The following is a 15737-nucleotide window of genomic DNA, read 5'->3' on the forward strand; positions in this document are numbered from 1 at the left end:
GACAAGCACAGGCATACATAGCAGTGCAGCGGGCGCTCTGCTGCTGCCATCAATGCGTTCTCTGGTCCAGTTCGCGGTGGCGCTGCAGAGTTGTCCACCGGCTCTGGAAGTGCTGCGCCAGTGCGTTGACAAGGTAGACCGAGCGGTGTTGGCCACCGGTGCAGCCGATGGATACGGTGGCATAGCTGCGGTGGTTGAGCACCATCTCGGGCAGCCAGTTGTCCAGGAAGCGGATGATGTCTTCCTGCATTTTGAGCACGGCAGGCTGCTGCGCCAGAAACTGTGCAACCGGCGCCTCCAGCCCGCTGTGGCTGCGCAGATCCGGCTCGTAATAGGGATTGGGCAGCATGCGTACATCGAACATGTAGTCGCTGTCCATGGGGATGCCGTTCTTGAAGCCGAACGACTGGAAAACCAGGGTCAGGCTGGAGGTCGGCGCCTGCATGAACTGCTTGATGTAGGCCTGCAACTGCGACACGCGCAGGTTGCTGGTGTCAATCACATGCGCCTGCTCGCGCAGATCGGCCAGCAGGGCGCGTTCTTCGTCAATCATCTGCACCAGGGCGCGCGGGCCTGCCTGCAGCGTTTCATTGGTCAGCGGGTGGCGCCTGCGCGTTTCGGAAAAGCGCCGGATCAGGATGTCGCGCAGCGCGTCCATGTAGATGAGTTGTACCTGGGCGCCGGTAGCGCGCAGCTTTTCGAGCTGCTCGGGCACCAGGTACAAGGCCTTGGCACTGCGCGCGTCAATGGCAATGGCAACGCGGTTGCCATGCTGCCAATGCTCCAGCGATACCAGCGAGGGCAGCAGCTCTGGCGGCAGGTTATCCACACAGTAGTAGCCAATGTCTTCCAGCGCATGCAGCGCGACCGACTTTCCCGAGCCAGCCATGCCTGTCAGCACCACTACCTGCAGCGGCGGTCGCCGGTCTGCGCTATTGGTCATGTACACCTCCTGCAATCATTTCCCGTGCGTGGGCCCTGCTGGTGGAAGAAATATGCTCCCCGCCCAGCATCCGCGCGATCTCATCGACCCGGCCATTCTCCGTCACTGCGCTGATATGGCTGCTGGTGCCGGTTTTGCTGCGCTGTTTGGTCACCACCAGATGGGTATCGCCGCGTGCAGCTACCTGCGCCAGATGGGTGACTGCCAGCACCTGGCGATCCTGGCCCAGTGCGTGCATGACGCGGCCCACGGCATCGGCAACGGCACCCCCAATGCCCGAGTCAATTTCGTCAAAAATCAAGGTAGGAGCCTGGCCGAGCTGGCTGGTGGAAATGGCAATGGCCAGCGAGATGCGAGACAGCTCGCCGCCCGAGGCGACCTTGGCAATGGGTTTGGGTTCGGTGCCAGGGTGTCCGGCCACCAGCAACTCCACATCGTCCATGCCATCGGCGCGGGGCTCCTTGGCCGGATGAATGGTGGCGACAAAGCGACCGCCAGCCATGCCCAGCTCCTGCATCGCGTTGGTAATGGTTTGCGACAGGCGCTCTGCAGCGCGCGCGCGAATCTTGCTGAGTGCCTGGGCAGCCTTTTCGTAGACTTTCCAGCCCTGTGCGGAAGCACTGTCCAGCGCATCGATGTCTGCAGACGCATCCAGGGCTTTCAATTCGTTCTTCCAGCCCTGCAGCAGCGCGGGCAGTTCCTCGGGCGGGCGCTTGTAACGCCTAGCCAGACTGATCCAGCTGCCCAGGCGCTCGTCCAGTTGTTCGAGCTTGTCCGGATCCAACTCTGCATGCCGCAAATAGCCGCCCAGCGAGCGCGCCAGGTCTTCCAACTGCGCAACGCAACCTTCCAGCGTTTCAGCCATGGCGGCAAATTGTGGCTCGACATGGGCCTGCGCCTGCAAGGTGTGCAACGCGCGATTGGCTTGCACGCTGGCGCCGCTGTCTTCATCTTCCAGGGCGGCCATTGCATGGGTGGCGGCATCCATCAGGGCCTGGGCGTGGGACAGCCGCGTATGCTGGGTGTTGAGTTCTTCCCATTCCTGCTCGGCAGGAGCGAGCTTGTCCACTTCGGATATCTGCCACAGCAGCCGCTCGCGCTCACGCTGGTGGGTGGCTTCCATGCTCCGGGCCTGCTGCAGCGCCTTGTCTGCGGCGCGCCAGGCGAGGTAAGCCTCTTGAACGCTGCTGCAATCGGCGTTGGCGTAGGCATCGAGCAAGCGCCGCACGGGCTCTGCCTGCATCAAGCTTTGCCAGGCGTGCTGACCGTGGATGTCGACCAGGGCCGGGGCTATGCTGCGCAGCTGGGTTGCGGTCGCCGCCACACCATTGATCCAGAATTTGCTCTTGCCCTGGGCGTCGATCACGCGGCGCAGCAGCAATGATGCATCGGGCTGCAGCTCATTCTCGGTTAGATACGGCATCAGCGCAGACGGCGTATCAAACTCTGCTATCAATTCCGACTTGGCAGCGCCTTGACGCACAAAGCCGGTATCGGCACGGCTGCCCAGCACCAGTTGCAGGGCGTCGATCAGAATCGATTTGCCGGCGCCGGTCTCTCCGGTCAAGGCAGTGAAGCCGGGCGAAAAATCAACCTCCAACTGCTCGACGATCACAAAATCGCGCAGCGCAATGCGCTTGAGGCTCATGGTGTGATGCCCCCTTCGTTCCAGCCCAGTTTCTTGCGCAAGGTGGCGTAATAGTTCCAGCCGCGAGGGTGGAGGAATCGTGTCTTATGGGGAGCGCTGCGCACCAGAATCTTGTCGCCGCGCAGAATGGAGGCCAGCGACTGCATATCGAAATTGGCCGCTACATCGCGTCCGCCAATCACCTCGATCGAAATCTCCTGTGTATCGGGCACCACGATCGGGCGGTTGGAGAGCATGTGCGGGGCAATCGGCGCCATGACCCAGCATGCCAGCGCGGGGTGCACGATCGGGCCGCCTACCGACAGCGCATAGGCTGTGGAGCCGGTGGGAGTGGCGATGATCAAGCCGTCGGCGCGCTGGTTGGCCACCAGTTGGCCGTCCACCTCCACCCGCAGCTCCACCATGCCCGATGTGCCGCCACGGTTGACGACCACATCATTGAAAGCCAGGGCCTGGAATACGCATTCGCCATCGCGGATCACCAGCGCGTGGATCATCGAGCGAATCTCTTCTTCGTATTCGCCCGCCAGAATGGCTGACAAGGGAGCGAGGAAAGTCTGCAGCGGAATATCCGTCACAAAGCCCAGCCGCCCCTGATTGATACCCACCAGCGGCGTGTTGTATTTGGCCAGCTCCCGCCCCACACCCAGCATGGTGCCGTCGCCGCCCAACACAATGGCAAGATCGCAGCGCCGGCCCACCTCGTCGAGACTGAGCGTGGGGTAGTGGTCCATGCCGGTGAAGTTGGCCGTTTCCTGCTCCAGGTAAGCAGTGCCGCCCCGTGCCTCGACATAGCTGGCAATCTGGCTGAAGGCGACAATGGACTGCTGGCGCACCTCCGCAGAAGGCGGCGCATGGTATTTGCCAATCAGGGCAATGTGTTGAAAGCGAGACTGCATACCCAAATTACATCATTAAAATGCCGCCATGCTCGATGATCGCGCCCGATTGCTGCTGAAAACCCTGGTGGAACGCTACATAGCGGATGGTCACCCGGTGGGGTCGCGTGCGCTCACGCAGGCGTCCGGCCTCGATCTGTCTCCCGCCACCATCCGCAATGTGATGGCTGATCTGGAGGGATTGGGCCTGATCGCCAGTCCGCACACTTCCGCAGGCCGGGTGCCTACGGCCAAAGGATACCGCTTGTTTGTCGACACGATGTTGACAGTCGAGCAGGACCAAATGATGTCTGCGGAGATTGCGCCTGAGCAGCCGCAAAAGGTGATTGCAAGCGCTGCGGGTGTGCTTTCCGACCTGTCGCAGTTTGTAGGGGTGGTGCAGGCACCGCGCAAAAGCTCATCCTTTCGGCATATCGAATTCCTGCGACTGTCGGAAAAGCGCATTCTGGTGATTCTGGTGTCGCCCGATGGCGATGTGCAGAACCGCGTGATCTTCACCGAATCCGATTATTCGCAAAGCCAGTTGATCGAGACGGCCAACTACCTGAATACACACTATGCGGGCCTGGCCATTGACCAGGTGCGCCAGCTGTTGCGCAAAGAGGTGGAAAAGCTGCGCGACGAGATTGGCGCCCTGATGCTGGCGGCCGTTCATGTCGGGGAGGACGAGGACCAGGCGCAGGACGAGCTGGTCATCGCGGGCGAGCGCAACCTGCTGGCGGTCAGCGATTTCAGCAACGACATGACCAATCTGCGTCGCGCGTTTGACCTGTTTGAGCAGAAAACCCAGATTCTGCATCTGCTCGAAAGCTCCAACCGGGCCGAAGGCGTGCAGATCTATATCGGCGGTGAAAGCCAGATATTGCCGGTGCAGGAGCTGTCGGTGGTGAGCACGCCTTACCAGATCAATGGCAAGATCGTGGGTACCCTGGGGGTGATCGGGCCCAAGCGCATGTCTTATGAAAAGATGATCCAGATTGTTGGAATCACCTCAAAGCTGGTTTCCAACGCGCTGAGCCATTCCAAATAGACGCTAGAATGCCTAGCTTCACCTGCAAAGGTGGTGGTGCTGGGGGCGTTAGCTCAGTTGGTTAGAGCAGAGGACTCATAATCCTTTGGTCGACAGTTCAAGTCTGTCACGCCCTACCAGTGACCGCTATCTGGGAGAAGAACAAGGCTTGCCGGTGGCAGGCCTTTTGTTTTTTAGGGCGGGAACTTGCATCGCAGCCCTGGCTCTGACCGGGGCCTTCGCTACTTTCCTTTTCTATGTACTCCCGCCGTTCTCTTCTGTTGTCTGGCAGCCTTGGTGCTGTCATGGCCGGGCTGACGCCTTTGAGCGAGGCTTTGGCGCGCAGTGCGCCAAAGCCGGCGGGCAAAATGCCGGTGCTTTTCATTGGCCATGGCAGTCCGATGAATGCGGTCAGCAGCAATACTTTTACCCATACGCTCTCCAGCTGGGGCAGCAAGCTGGCCAAGCCGGTTGCCATTCTGGTGGTGTCTGCCCACTGGCTGACGCGCGGCACCACGGAGGTCACTGCCAACGACAGGCCCCGCACCATTCATGATTTTTCGGGCTTTCCTGCTGCTTTGCAGGAGATGCAGTACCCGGCCCCGGGCCACCCCGCCATGGCCGCCGAAGCCGCTGCATTGGTACGCGCAGGCAAGGCGCAACTGACGGACCAGTGGGGATTGGACCACGGCACCTGGACGGTGCTGCACCATCTGTTTCCCCAGGCGGACGTGCCGGTGTTCCAGGTGTCGATCGACTACGACCAGCCCGCTGCGTACCACTACGCCGTGGGGCGTGAGCTTGCAGCCTTGCGCGACAAAGGGGTGCTGATCATTGGCAGTGGCAATATCGTGCACAACCTGCGGGCAACGGTGCGCGGTGCGCCCGAAGGCCTGATGGCGGCGCGTGACTGGGCGCAGCAGTTCGATGATGTCGTCAAGAAGGCTTTGCTGACGCGCGATGACCAGGCTCTGCTGAACTACCAGCAGCTGCACGCTTCCGCCAAAATGGCTGTGCCTACGCCAGACCATTACTGGCCCTTGCTGTACGCGCTGGGTGCGGCGCAGGGCAGTGCTGCACCCATGCAGACGTACGAGGGATTTCAGAGCGGCACGCTCAGCATGCGTTGTCTGCAGTTTGGTGCTTGAGAGGCAATAGGTCTTCTCGAAGGCTGAAGAAATGCAAAAAGCACTCGCCGCAGTTGCAGGCTGAGTGCTTTTCTTGATTTCCGGCGGAAGCGGTGAGATTCGAACTCACGGATGGCTTTCACCATCGCCGGTTTTCAAGACCGGTGCATTCAACCACTCTGCCACGCTTCCCTGTCATTGCTGCGCGAGTGGGGCGCAGAAAACAGCTGGCATTGTATGCCAAATCAGCCTTGCTTCCAGGATTGGCGCTGGCAACTGCCTCCCGGGTTTCCCGTCAATGGCGGGTGGGCTCGGGGTCGTCCTTGAGGCGGCTGTGGGCCAGGGCGCCTGCGGATTCCAGAATGGGGTAGGCCACCGAGCACAGCAGGGAGTTGATACGTTTCAAATCGCTGATGAGGTCGATGTGCAGCGAGCTGGTTTCGATGCTTTGCACGGTGTTGTGCGACAGACGCTCCAGGTGTGACGCAGAATAGGCCAGCTCCAGATCGCGAAAGCGCGCTTTTTCTTCCAGCAGTTTTTGCGCATCCCGCACATTGCCGGTCAGGAAAACGCTCATCGCCAGGCGCAGATTGTCCAGCAGGTGGGCGTGCAGTTCGTTGATCTCTTCCATGCCCGCCTTGCTGAACTGGCGGCGCTTCTTGATTTTCTTGTTTTCTACATCGGTGAGCACGCGTTCGATGATGTCGCCGATCTGCTCCATGTTGATGGTGAAGTTGATGATTTCCGTCCAGCGCTGGCTCTCGCGTTCGTCCAGTTCGGCGCGCGAGATCTTGGTCATGTAGTACTTGATGGCGGAGTACAGCTCATCGACGGTGTCGTCGAGCTTGCGCAGGTCTTGCGAGAGTTGCTGGTTGTCGGTTTGCACCACGTTGTGCAGGCCGATCAGCATGGATTCGACGACGTCCGCCTGGTGCAGGGCCTCGCGGGCTGCGCACGATATGGCAAGGGATGGTGTGGACAGCGCAGATGGGTCCAGATGGCGCGGGCGCTGCGGGCCGTTCTTGGAGGCGTCTTCCTTGGGCAGAAGCTTGCGCATCCAGTCGCCGATGATGCCGGTGAACCAGATGAAGCCCAGGCTGTTGAGGATGTTGAATGCCAGGTGGAACAGGACTGCCGAGCGCCCGGCGTCATTGATATAGGGTGCGGCATAGATTGTCCACAGGCCGGTGAATGGCGCGACGATGGCAATGCCCAGAATCTTGAAGATGAGGTTGCCCACGGTGACCTGGCGCACTTCAATGGACGATTTGGCAGTCTGCAGCACGGCCAGCACGCCGCTGCCCAGGTTGGCGCCCAGCACCAGGCCCAGAGACATATCGGCCGTGATGGCGCCCGAGGCGGCCATGGCGGCAATCAGGAGCACGATGGCCAGGCTGGAGTAGGCAACGATGGCCAGAATGGCGCCCAGCAGCAACTCCATGAAGAAGTCGCTCTTGACGCTGACGAGCAAGGTGCGCACGGCCTCGGATGCCAGCAGCGGCTCCGTGGCTTCCACAATCAGGCGCAGCGCGAGCAGCATGAGGCCCAGGCCAATGAAGACGCGCCCCACGCGGCCAGCGGTGGAATCCTGCTTGGAGATGAAAAGCACCACGCCCAGGAAGATGAGCAGCGGTGACAACCACGACAGGTCGGTGGAGAACAGGACGGCCATCAGGGCCGTGCCCACATCGGCTCCCCGCATCACGGCCAGAGCGGCGGTGAGCGGAATCATGCCCTGCCCCACGAAGGAGGCAGTCATCAGCGAGGTGGCGGTGCTCGATTGCACAAGTGCGGTCACCCCGATGCCGGAAAGCATGGCGGTGAAACGGTTGCTCATACTGCGCGCAAGCAGGTTGCGGAGGTTGGCGCCAAAGACGCGCAGCACCCCTGTGCGCACCATATGAGACCCCCAAACCAGCAGCGCAATGGCGGCAAGAAGATTGAGCAGGTGTTTCATAAGGCGAACCGAACACTATACCCCTGATAGCAGCAAATTGTTGTAGGGCGCATGCCATAGCGCCCATTTTTCTTTGTTTTTGACAATGGGCTGGTGGCCTGGGCACCAGATCATCCATTTCTCCCTGTTTTTCCCTGTTTTTACTGGCTTTGGAAGAAGGGCGCTACGGATAGCCGCTGCTTGACTTGCTGTGCTGCAGAGGTAAAAAAAACCGCCTTCGTTGTACGAGGGCGGTTTTGGGCAAGGTATGACGAGGCTGGCTGGTTCGGGCTAGGCCTGCTCGCCACGCTTCATGCGCAGCAACTCATCCAGAATCAGCAGAATGGCGCCAATGGTGATGGCGGTATCGGCCAGGTTGAAGGCGGGGAAATGGCTGCCCGCCCAGTGGAAATCGAGCATGTCCACCACATAGCCGTGGCGCATGCGGTCTACCACGTTGCCCACGGCGCCGCCCAGAATGCAGCTGAGCGACAGACAGAACAGCGTTTTGTGGCTGTATTTGTACAGTTGCCATGCAATGACCACGCCCACCACGACGCCGATGCCGGTGAACAGCCAGCGCTGCCAGCCACCGGCGGTGGCCAGAAACGAGAAGGCTGCGCCGGGGTTGTGCGCGCGCACGATATTGAAGAAGCCGGTGATGGTGGTGTACTCGCCCAACTGGTAGTGGGACAGAATCCATTCCTTGGTCCACTGGTCCAGCCAGAACAGCACGGCGGCCAGGGCCAGCCACAGCGCGAAAGCGCGTTTTCCCGTCATCTGCTTGTTGCTCATGTCACTTTGGATGCAATGGTTTTGATAGCTGTCTGTGCATACTGTGCAATAGTTTCAGTATCAATTTGATATTGAGAATATTGCCCAGTGGGTGCAAACAGCTCACTTTTTTACAGCAAGGCGCTTATGCCTTGGTGCGTACTTCTCCACTGCCGTGCAGGTTGCTGTCGCAACGACCGCACAGGCTTGGGTGCTCGGGGTTCGCTCCCACATCGGCGCGGTAGTGCCAGCAGCGCTCGCACTTGGCATGCGCCGAAGGCGTGACGGTGACCGCCAGTTCATCGCCTGCCACAGCCTGGGCGCTCGATGTGATGAAGACAAACTTCAGGTCATCGGCCAGCGTTTGCAGCAGTGCCAGGTCTTCATGTTGGGCGGTTACGGTGATCTCGGCCTGCAGCGATGCCCCCACCTTGCCTTCGCCACGCACGGTTTCGATGTCCTTGTTGACCACGTCGCGGATCTCGCGGATGCGGGTCCACTTGGTGAGCAGGGCGTCATCGCCTTCGGGCAGATCGGTGAATTTGTCCAGGAAGATGGTGTCGCTGTTACCCACGATCTTCCAGGCTTCCTCGGCCGTGAACGACAGGAAAGGCGCCATCCAACGCAGCAGCGCCTGGGTGATCTGGTGCAGCGCGGTCTGTGCCGAGCGGCGGACCAGGCTCTTGGGTGCCGTGGTGTAGAGGCGGTCCTTGAGCACGTCGAGGTAGAAGCCGCCCAGGTCTTCGGAGCAGAACAGCTGCAGCTTGGTGACCACCGGGTGGAATTCATAGACCTGGTAGTGGCCGATGATCTCCTTTTGCAACTGGGCCGCGCGCGCCAGGGCGTATTGGTCGATTTCCAGCATGTCCTTGTAGTCAACGCTTTCGGTCGCCGGATCGAAATCGCTGGTGTTGGCCAGCAGGAAACGCAGCGTATTGCGGATGCGGCGGTAGGCGTCCACCACGCGTGCGAGGATCTTGTCGTCGATGCCCAGATCGCCCGAGTAGTCGGTAGAGGCCACCCACAGGCGGATGATCTCGGCGCCCATCTTGCTGCTCACATCCTGCGGCGCGACGGTGTTGCCCAGCGACTTGGACATTTTCTTGCCCTGGCCGTCCACGGTGAAGCCGTGTGTGAGCAGGCCACGGTAGGGCGCGCGGCCAAAGATGGCAGATGCCAGCAGCAGCGAGCTGTGGAACCAGCCACGGTGCTGGTCGTGGCCTTCGAGGTACAGATCCGCCTCGGGGCCCTGGTCATGGTGCATGTCGGCATGGGTGCCGCGCATCACGTGCCAGAAGGTACTGCCCGAGTCGAACCACACCTCCAGGATGTCGGTGCTCTTGGTGTAGTTCTTTGCGTCCTCGGCGCCCAGAATTTCTTCGGCCGTGACACGGCTCCAGGCCTCGATGCCGCCTTTTTCGACCATGTCGGCCGCCTGATCGACGATCTCCATGGTGCGCGGGTGCAGGGCACCCGTGTCCACATGCAGGAAGAAGGGGATCGGCACGCCCCAGGAGCGCTGGCGCGAGATGCACCAGTCCGGGCGGCCCGCAATCATGGCGCGCAGGCGCTCCTGCCCGTTCTCGGGGTAGAAGCTGGTGTGGTCGATGGCTTCGAGCGCGATCTGGCGCAGGGTCTTCTCGGGCTTCTGGGCCGGGTCGGTGAACACGCCTTCGCCTTCATCCATGCGAATGAACCACTGGGCGGCCGCGCGGTAGATCACCGGCGTCTTGTGGCGCCAGCAGTGCGGGTAGCTGTGCGTGATGGTTGTGGAGTCCAGCAGGCGGTTTGCCACCTTGAGCGCATCGATGATGACGGGCACCGCCTTCCAGATGTGCTGGCCGCCGAACAGCGGCAGATCGGCTGCGTACACGCCATTGCCCTGCACGGGGTTCAGGATGTCCTTGTAGTCCATGCCGTTGCCCATGCAGGAGTTGAAGTCGTCAACGCCATAGGCAGGGGCCGAGTGGACGATACCGGTACCGTCGTCGGCGGTGGCGTACTCGGCCAGATACACGGGCGAGATACGGTCAAAACCCCTGTCCACATGTGCCAGTGGGTGCTTGAAGGGCATGTGGTCCAGCTTTTCGCCCTTGGCGGTGGCCAGCACCTTGCCTTCGAGCTTCCAGCGAGCGAGGCATTTCTCGACCAGGGCAGACGCCACGACCAGCAGGCCGCGCTCGGTATCGACCAGGCTGTATTCCAGATCCGGGTTGACGTTGAGTGCCTGGTTGGCAGGAATCGTCCAGGCCGTCGTCGTCCAGATGACGATGAAGGCTTCCTTGTCGAGCTTGGAGAGGCCGAATGCTGCAGCCAGCTTGGCAGGCTCGGCAGCGGGGAACATCACATCCAGGGTCTGACTCTGCTTGTCGGCGTACTCGATCTCGAATTCGGCGAGTGACGATGCGCAGTCGAAGCACCAGTACACAGGCTTGAGGCCGCGATAGACAAAGCCGCGTTCCATCACCTTTTTGAGTGCGCGCAGCTCCTGCGCTTCATTGGCGTAGTTCATGGTCTTGTAGGGATGGTCCCAGTCGCCCAGCACGCCCAGGCGCTTGAAGTCCACCATTTGCTGCTCGATCTGCTCGGTGGCGAAGGCACGGCTTCTGGCCTGCATTTCATCGCGCGGCAGGTTGCGGCCATGGAGTTTTTCGATGGCGTTCTCGATCGGCAGGCCGTGGCAGTCCCAGCCCGGGACGTACAGCGCGTCATAGCCTTCGAGCTGGCGGCTCTTGACGATCATGTCCTTGAGGATCTTGTTGACCGCATGGCCGATGTGGAGCTTGCCGTTGGCGTAGGGGGGGCCGTCGTGCAGGATGAACATGGGTGCACCATGGCGGGCATCGCGCAGTTTCTTGTACAGACCCTTGTCTTCCCATTCCTTGACCCAGCCCGGCTCGCGCTTGGGCAGATCGCCGCGCATCGGGAAGGGGGTATCAGGCATGTTCAGGGTTGCACGGTACGCAGAGGCTTTTTCTGCATGGGGCGTTTTGTCGGACATAGAAACCTTCAAAGCAAAACACGGTCCTGATCCGGCGCAGAGCAAGGGGTGGGGCCGGTCAGGTTGGAATAGGTGAGCGCAGAAGTGAGGCAGGACGCGTGCGGGCACGCACTTTTACGATGACTTCTGCGCGGCGGGGCGCAGCAAGGTCGGCGTCAAATTCGGTCGCGCGTGGTCTGGCGACGCGTCTCGGCGTGCGTGGGGGTGCTGAAGTAGGCACGGGCGTCTGCGCAGTCCTTGGCAATGCCGGCTGTGAGGGCATCGAGACTGTCGTACTTGAGCTCGTCGTGCAATTTGTGTAGGAGTTCCACTCGGATGATTTTACCGTAAGCGCCGTCCCCACCCAGTTCGGCGGGCCATTGCAGGCAATGGGTTTCCAGCAGCACGCGTCCGCCGTTCACATCGTTGGGGTCGAGCGAAGGGCGGATGCCAAGATTGGCCACGCCGGGCAGCGGTTGTTCGGACAGGCCGTGCACCAGCACCACAAAAATGCCGCTGGCGGCTGGCTTCCAGTGGTCAAAACGCAGGTTCAGCGTACGAAAACCGTCCCCGGCGCCCGCCTGGCTCTCGGCCAATTGGCGGCCCAGCTTGCGCCCATGCACCACATGGCCGGAGATGGCATACGGGTAGCCCAGCAGCTTGGCAGCCCCTGCCATGTCGCCCAGCGACAGCGCCTGGCGCACCGCCGTGCTGGAGACGCGCAGGCCATCGGACTCGTAGCTGTTCATGCGCGCCACATCAAAGCCCTGCAGGCGACCTGCATTGACCAGCATGCCATAGTCGCCTGCACGCTTGTGGCCAAAGCGGAAATCGTCGCCAACCAGCAGGTAACCGGTGCCCAGGCCCGCCAGCAGCACATCATCAATGAAGGCCTGCGGCGCCTGCGCGGCCAGCCGCGCGTTGAAAGGCAGCACGATGGTCTGGTCGATGCCGCATTGGGCGAGCTGATCGAGCTTGTCGCGCAGGGTGGAGATGCGGGCTGGCGCCATGTCCGGCTTGTTCAGCGCCTGGGCAAAGTAGTCGCGCGGGTGGGGCTCGAAGGTGAGCGCGCAACTGGCCAGGCCCCGACGCTGGGCTTCGCTGCGCAGCAAGGCCAGCATGGCCTGGTGACCACGGTGCACACCGTCGAAGTTACCGATGGTGACGGCGCAGTGGCGGGTGACCTGGGGGTGGTCGAATCCTCGGAAGATTTTCATCGTTGCTTTAGTTTTTATAGCTGCTTGCGCGCTTTGGCCGCGCGCTGGTGTCAAATTTCACAATAAAAGTGTATATTGACCATTATGGCTTGGAGCCCAGGCGCCTGCATGGCGACATGGTGGTGCCAGTGTCTTTGATGGCATGCGGGCTCTGCGGTATCTGGATCGATTCCCAATGTGCAGGAGGCCCATTGTGAAGGTGTTGAAGCTATCGGCAAGCGGCGTACCCCAATCCTGGATCACTTTGCAGGAGGCGGTGACGCATTACGCAGCAGACGATGTTCGCTGGGAGGCGGGCTCGCATGTGGCGTGTTTTCGCGGCGGACACAATGCGGTCACCGGTCTGCAGTCGCGCATCGAGGTGGCCAGCATCATCGGCACGCGGGGCAAGCCCAGCATCGATCCGTTTGCCATGCGCATGGCGCTCACCAACAGCAAGCTGTTCTGCCGGGATCGCCAGATTTGCGCCTACTGCGGCCAGTGGTTTGCCGAAGACCACCTGACGCGTGAGCATGTGATTCCCGTCTCGCAAAGAGGGCCCGACACCTGGATGAATGTGGTGACCGCATGTGCGTCGTGCAACCACCGCAAGGCAGGACGCACGCCCGAGCAGGCGCACATGCCGTTGTTGTATGCGCCCTACACGCCAAGCCTGTGGGAAGACTTCATCCTGCGCAACCGCCGCATTCTGGCGGACCAGATGGAATTTCTGATGGCACATGTGCCCAAAAGCTCGCGTCTGGCGGCTTAGCCGCACTGTCTATCTGTCGATCGGATGAAAAAAGGCCTTGCAGACATGCAAGGCCTTTTGCGTGGAGTGCCGGAGAATCAGGCTTGCTTGGGCTTGAAAGCCGTCACCATGAAACCATCGACTGGCTGGCCTGCTTCCATGCGCAGCTCCAGGTCCTTGGTGTCCACGCGCTCGAAACCGGCTGTCTTGGCCAGACGCACGGTGCTGGCCAGCGTGTGGGTATAGCGGCCAAACGGTTGCAACTGGCTGTCGGGGCCGGTCACGTCACCGTGCTCGCACGAGAAGATCAGCACGCCGCCAGGCGCCAGCACGCGATAGGCATCTGCCAGCGTCTGCTGCAGGTCTCCCACATAGATCAGCACGTCCAAAGCGGTAATGGCTTCAAAGGTATTGGCCGGCGTGGCCGCCAGCGCTTCGAGCAGGTTGACCTGGTGGAACTTGTAGTACACCTTGTGCTTGGCAGCTTCGGCCAGCATCTTGGACGACATGTCCACGCCCAGGATATAGCCATCGATGGGGCCCAGCACGGCGCCCAGCAGGCCGGTGCCGCAGCCCAGGTCCAGCAGGTTGAATCGGCGATCGGGAAAGAGTTCCAGCAGCTGGTCGGCTGCCAGCTTGGGCAGGCGGTAGCCCAGATCGCGCACCATATGCTTGTCGTAGGTGTCCGCCATGTCGTCAAACATGCGGGTGGTCAGTTCCACGGGCACATGGGCGGGCACTTCGCCCTTGGCCAGTTGGTGGTAGTACTGGTAGACCTTGTCATCGGCCTTGAGTGCAAGCAGGGCTTCGGTATCAGGCAGGGCATCCTGCATCGTGCCGCGCGCCTGCAGCATCTGCACGCGGGCGATGCGGGCCAGGTGGTCGCCAGGCTGCTCGTTGATCAGCGGCTCGAAAACGGCCAGGGCCTCGTCCCATTTGTGGATTTGTCCCAGATCGACGGCCAGATGGCGGCGCAAGGTGCGGTCGCCTGGCGAGAGTTCCAGCGCGCGCTGCAGGTGGCGGATCGCCATCTCGATATTGCCGACGCGGTGGGCAATGTCGATGACGCCTGCAATCACCAGCGCATTGTTGGGCTCCAGTGCAATGACCTTCTCTGCTGCTGCCATGGCTTCGTTGTCATGGTCGTGGCGGGCAAAGAGCAGGGCTTGCTCCAGCAAACCGGGGCCCCAGTCGGGCGCCATGGTGACGCAGCGCTGCATGGCATCAAATGCGCCATTCAGGTTGCCGGACTTCTCGGCCATCAGTGCTGCCAGCATGAAAAGACGTGCATCGCGCGGCGAGCGCTGGCGGGCATCGTTCAGGGTTTGCGCAGCACCGGTGAGGTTGCCCACCGAAATCTGGTGACGGGCGGTTTCAAGGTATTTGCGGATGGGATCGACAGGTGCTTTGGCGCTCATGAAGTGAATCCGGGATGGACCCATGTACATGCATGTACATGGCTGTATGGAAATCAGTAAAGCTTTTGATTATCCGACATTTGGCCCGCGCCTGCGTTTGTGGATGTTGCCGCCTGCGATAATGCCGCCTCCATGAAAAACATCGTGATTCTCATCTCTGGCGGCGGCTCCAACATGGCAGCCATTGTGCGCACTGCGCAGCAGGAGCGCTGGGAAGCCCGCCTGGGCGCCCGGGTTGTGGCAGTGATGAGCAACAGGGAAGACGCTGGCGGGCTTGAATTTGCCCGTGACCACGGTATTGCGACCGCAGTCGTCGATCACAAGGCCTATGCCAGCCGTGAAGCGTTCGATGCTGCATTGATGGCGCAGATTGATCGGTACACGCCCGCCCTGGTGGTGCTTGCGGGTTTCATGCGCATTCTCACGCCAGGCTTTGTCAACCATTTTGCCGGGCGTCTGGTCAATATCCATCCGTCTTTGCTGCCTGCATTTGCCGGCCTGCATACCCACCAGCGCGCGATTGATGCGGGCTGCAGGTTTGCTGGCGCTTCGGTGCACATGGTCACGGCTGATCTGGATGCAGGCCCGATCATCGAGCAGGGCCTGGTGCCCGTGCTGCCGGGAGACACGGCTGCCACGCTGGCTGCCCGCGTGATTGTGCAGGAACACCAGATCTACCCGAGGGCCGTGCGCTCCCTGCTGGAGCGCATGTAGTTCAGCGCTCCTGCGGCAGAGGGACGTATGCCGCAAAGCGGGGCTCGCGCAAGCCGTTCACCTCCACGGTTTCGTTGAACATGGCAGCCGGCCGTACCCACCACCCATAGTCGCCATACAGGGCCTGATAGACGACCAGCCATTCCCTGGTCTCACTGTGGCGTGCCACTTGCATGACCTGGTAGAGCTGTCCTTTGTAGTGGCGATACAAACCGGGCGAAATGCCTGGTGTGCAAGAGGGGCTTTGTTCCATAATCTGAAAATTGTCTGAGGCTATCGAGCCTCGCATTGAAAAAGAAGTGGCTCATCGTGCGCCGCAGACGGTATTGTCTGCGGCCTCGG

The 15737-nt window shown here is 61.1% G+C and carries 13 protein-coding genes and 2 tRNA genes; 5 read left to right on the top strand and 10 right to left on the bottom strand.

The window, feature by feature from the left end:
* Positions 1 to 49: 49 nt before the first annotated feature.
* Genes rapZ through ACH2DG_RS09010 form a run of 3 tightly spaced genes read right to left on the bottom strand, consistent with a single transcriptional unit; the run spans position 50 to position 3490 of the window.
* A complete protein-coding gene (rapZ, locus tag ACH2DG_RS09000; protein ID WP_395025601.1) occupies positions 50 to 943 on the bottom strand; it encodes an RNase adapter RapZ in 894 nt (297 codons plus the stop codon).
* Positions 933 to 2591, bottom strand: a complete 1659-nt coding sequence (recN, locus tag ACH2DG_RS09005) for a DNA repair protein RecN (RefSeq protein ID WP_395025603.1) — start codon at positions 2589 to 2591, stop codon at positions 933 to 935. Before recN ends, rapZ begins: the two co-directional genes overlap by 11 nt.
* A complete protein-coding gene (locus tag ACH2DG_RS09010) occupies positions 2588 to 3490 on the bottom strand; it encodes an NAD kinase (RefSeq protein WP_224150112.1) in 903 nt (300 codons plus the stop codon). Before ACH2DG_RS09010 ends, recN begins: the two co-directional genes overlap by 4 nt.
* A 28-nt stretch (positions 3491 to 3518) precedes the next feature.
* On the opposite strand from ACH2DG_RS09010, the gene hrcA reads away from it, so the two are divergent.
* The 3 genes from hrcA to ygiD all read left to right on the top strand — a co-directional run bounded on the left by hrcA (position 3519) and on the right by ygiD (position 5647).
* Positions 3519 to 4520, top strand: a complete 1002-nt coding sequence (gene hrcA / locus ACH2DG_RS09015) for a heat-inducible transcriptional repressor HrcA (RefSeq protein WP_395025605.1) — start codon at positions 3519 to 3521, stop codon at positions 4518 to 4520.
* A gap of 42 nt (positions 4521 to 4562) precedes the next feature.
* A tRNA-Ile gene (locus ACH2DG_RS09020) sits at positions 4563 to 4639 on the top strand.
* A gap of 228 nt (positions 4640 to 4867) precedes the next feature.
* Positions 4868 to 5647: a 4,5-DOPA dioxygenase extradiol gene (gene ygiD / locus ACH2DG_RS09025; RefSeq protein WP_395025606.1), complete on the top strand. Its 780-nt coding sequence runs from the start codon at positions 4868 to 4870 to the stop codon at positions 5645 to 5647.
* Between the two features lie 84 nt (positions 5648 to 5731).
* On the opposite strand, the gene ACH2DG_RS09030 is transcribed toward ygiD, so the two are convergent.
* The 5 genes from ACH2DG_RS09030 to ACH2DG_RS09050 form a co-directional block, all read right to left on the bottom strand.
* Positions 5732 to 5818, bottom strand: a tRNA-Ser gene (locus ACH2DG_RS09030).
* A 103-nt stretch (positions 5819 to 5921) separates the two neighbouring features.
* On the bottom strand, positions 5922 to 7583 hold the full coding sequence (locus ACH2DG_RS09035; protein ID WP_395025607.1) for a Na/Pi cotransporter family protein: 1662 nt from the start codon (positions 7581 to 7583) through the stop codon (positions 5922 to 5924).
* Between the two features lie 270 nt (positions 7584 to 7853).
* Positions 7854 to 8357: a signal peptidase II gene (lspA, locus tag ACH2DG_RS09040; RefSeq protein ID WP_224150096.1), complete on the bottom strand. Its 504-nt coding sequence runs from the start codon at positions 8355 to 8357 to the stop codon at positions 7854 to 7856.
* Between the two features lie 124 nt (positions 8358 to 8481).
* Complete coding sequence (ileS, locus tag ACH2DG_RS09045) at positions 8482 to 11337, bottom strand: isoleucine--tRNA ligase (RefSeq protein WP_395025608.1); 2856 nt, start codon at positions 11335 to 11337, stop codon at positions 8482 to 8484.
* A gap of 155 nt (positions 11338 to 11492) precedes the next feature.
* Complete coding sequence (locus tag ACH2DG_RS09050; protein WP_395025610.1) at positions 11493 to 12533, bottom strand: bifunctional riboflavin kinase/FAD synthetase; 1041 nt, start codon at positions 12531 to 12533, stop codon at positions 11493 to 11495.
* Positions 12534 to 12726: 193 nt separating this feature from the next.
* On the opposite strand from ACH2DG_RS09050, the gene ACH2DG_RS09055 reads away from it, so the two are divergent.
* Complete coding sequence (locus ACH2DG_RS09055; protein WP_184709535.1) at positions 12727 to 13284, top strand: HNH endonuclease; 558 nt, start codon at positions 12727 to 12729, stop codon at positions 13282 to 13284.
* Positions 13285 to 13361: 77 nt separating this feature from the next.
* Here the strand turns inward: ACH2DG_RS09055 and ACH2DG_RS09060 are convergent, their stop codons facing one another.
* The gene (locus ACH2DG_RS09060; protein WP_395025612.1) at positions 13362 to 14681 is read right to left on the bottom strand and encodes a methyltransferase; all 1320 of its coding nucleotides are present in this window, start codon (positions 14679 to 14681) and stop codon (positions 13362 to 13364) included.
* A gap of 132 nt (positions 14682 to 14813) precedes the next feature.
* On the opposite strand from ACH2DG_RS09060, the gene purN reads away from it, so the two are divergent.
* Entirely contained in the window at positions 14814 to 15395 is a 582-nt protein-coding gene (gene purN, locus ACH2DG_RS09065) for a phosphoribosylglycinamide formyltransferase (RefSeq protein WP_395025613.1), read from the top strand.
* 1 nt (position 15396) lies between these two features.
* Here the strand turns inward: purN and ACH2DG_RS09070 are convergent, their stop codons facing one another.
* On the bottom strand, positions 15397 to 15648 hold the full coding sequence (locus ACH2DG_RS09070) for a DUF1653 domain-containing protein (protein WP_395025614.1): 252 nt from the start codon (positions 15646 to 15648) through the stop codon (positions 15397 to 15399).
* Positions 15649 to 15737: the final 89 nt, after the last annotated feature.

The organism is Comamonas odontotermitis, from assembly GCF_040396735.1.
GTDB lineage: Bacteria > Pseudomonadota > Gammaproteobacteria > Burkholderiales > Burkholderiaceae_C > Comamonas > Comamonas odontotermitis_C.

Excerpts from the sequence above, each read along its gene's own strand:
- ygiD (WP_395025606.1), top strand. The coding sequence starts at position 4,868 with ATGCCGGTGCTTTTCATTGGCCATGGCAGTCCGATGAATGCGGTCAGC.
- ACH2DG_RS09035 (WP_395025607.1), bottom strand. The coding sequence starts at position 7,583 with ATGAAACACCTGCTCAATCTTCTTGCCGCCATTGCGCTGCTGGTTTGG.
- hrcA (WP_395025605.1), top strand. The coding sequence starts at position 3,519 with ATGCTCGATGATCGCGCCCGATTGCTGCTGAAAACCCTGGTGGAACGC.
- ACH2DG_RS09060 (WP_395025612.1), bottom strand. The coding sequence starts at position 14,681 with ATGAGCGCCAAAGCACCTGTCGATCCCATCCGCAAATACCTTGAAACC.
- lspA (WP_224150096.1), bottom strand. The coding sequence starts at position 8,357 with ATGAGCAACAAGCAGATGACGGGAAAACGCGCTTTCGCGCTGTGGCTG.
- ACH2DG_RS09010 (WP_224150112.1), bottom strand. The coding sequence starts at position 3,490 with ATGCAGTCTCGCTTTCAACACATTGCCCTGATTGGCAAATACCATGCG.
- ACH2DG_RS09050 (WP_395025610.1), bottom strand. The coding sequence starts at position 12,533 with ATGAAAATCTTCCGAGGATTCGACCACCCCCAGGTCACCCGCCACTGC.
- ACH2DG_RS09070 (WP_395025614.1), bottom strand. The coding sequence starts at position 15,648 with ATGGAACAAAGCCCCTCTTGCACACCAGGCATTTCGCCCGGTTTGTAT.
- ileS (WP_395025608.1), bottom strand. The coding sequence starts at position 11,337 with ATGTCCGACAAAACGCCCCATGCAGAAAAAGCCTCTGCGTACCGTGCA.
- rapZ (WP_395025601.1), bottom strand. The coding sequence starts at position 943 with ATGACCAATAGCGCAGACCGGCGACCGCCGCTGCAGGTAGTGGTGCTG.
- purN (WP_395025613.1), top strand. The coding sequence starts at position 14,814 with ATGAAAAACATCGTGATTCTCATCTCTGGCGGCGGCTCCAACATGGCA.
- recN (WP_395025603.1), bottom strand. The coding sequence starts at position 2,591 with ATGAGCCTCAAGCGCATTGCGCTGCGCGATTTTGTGATCGTCGAGCAG.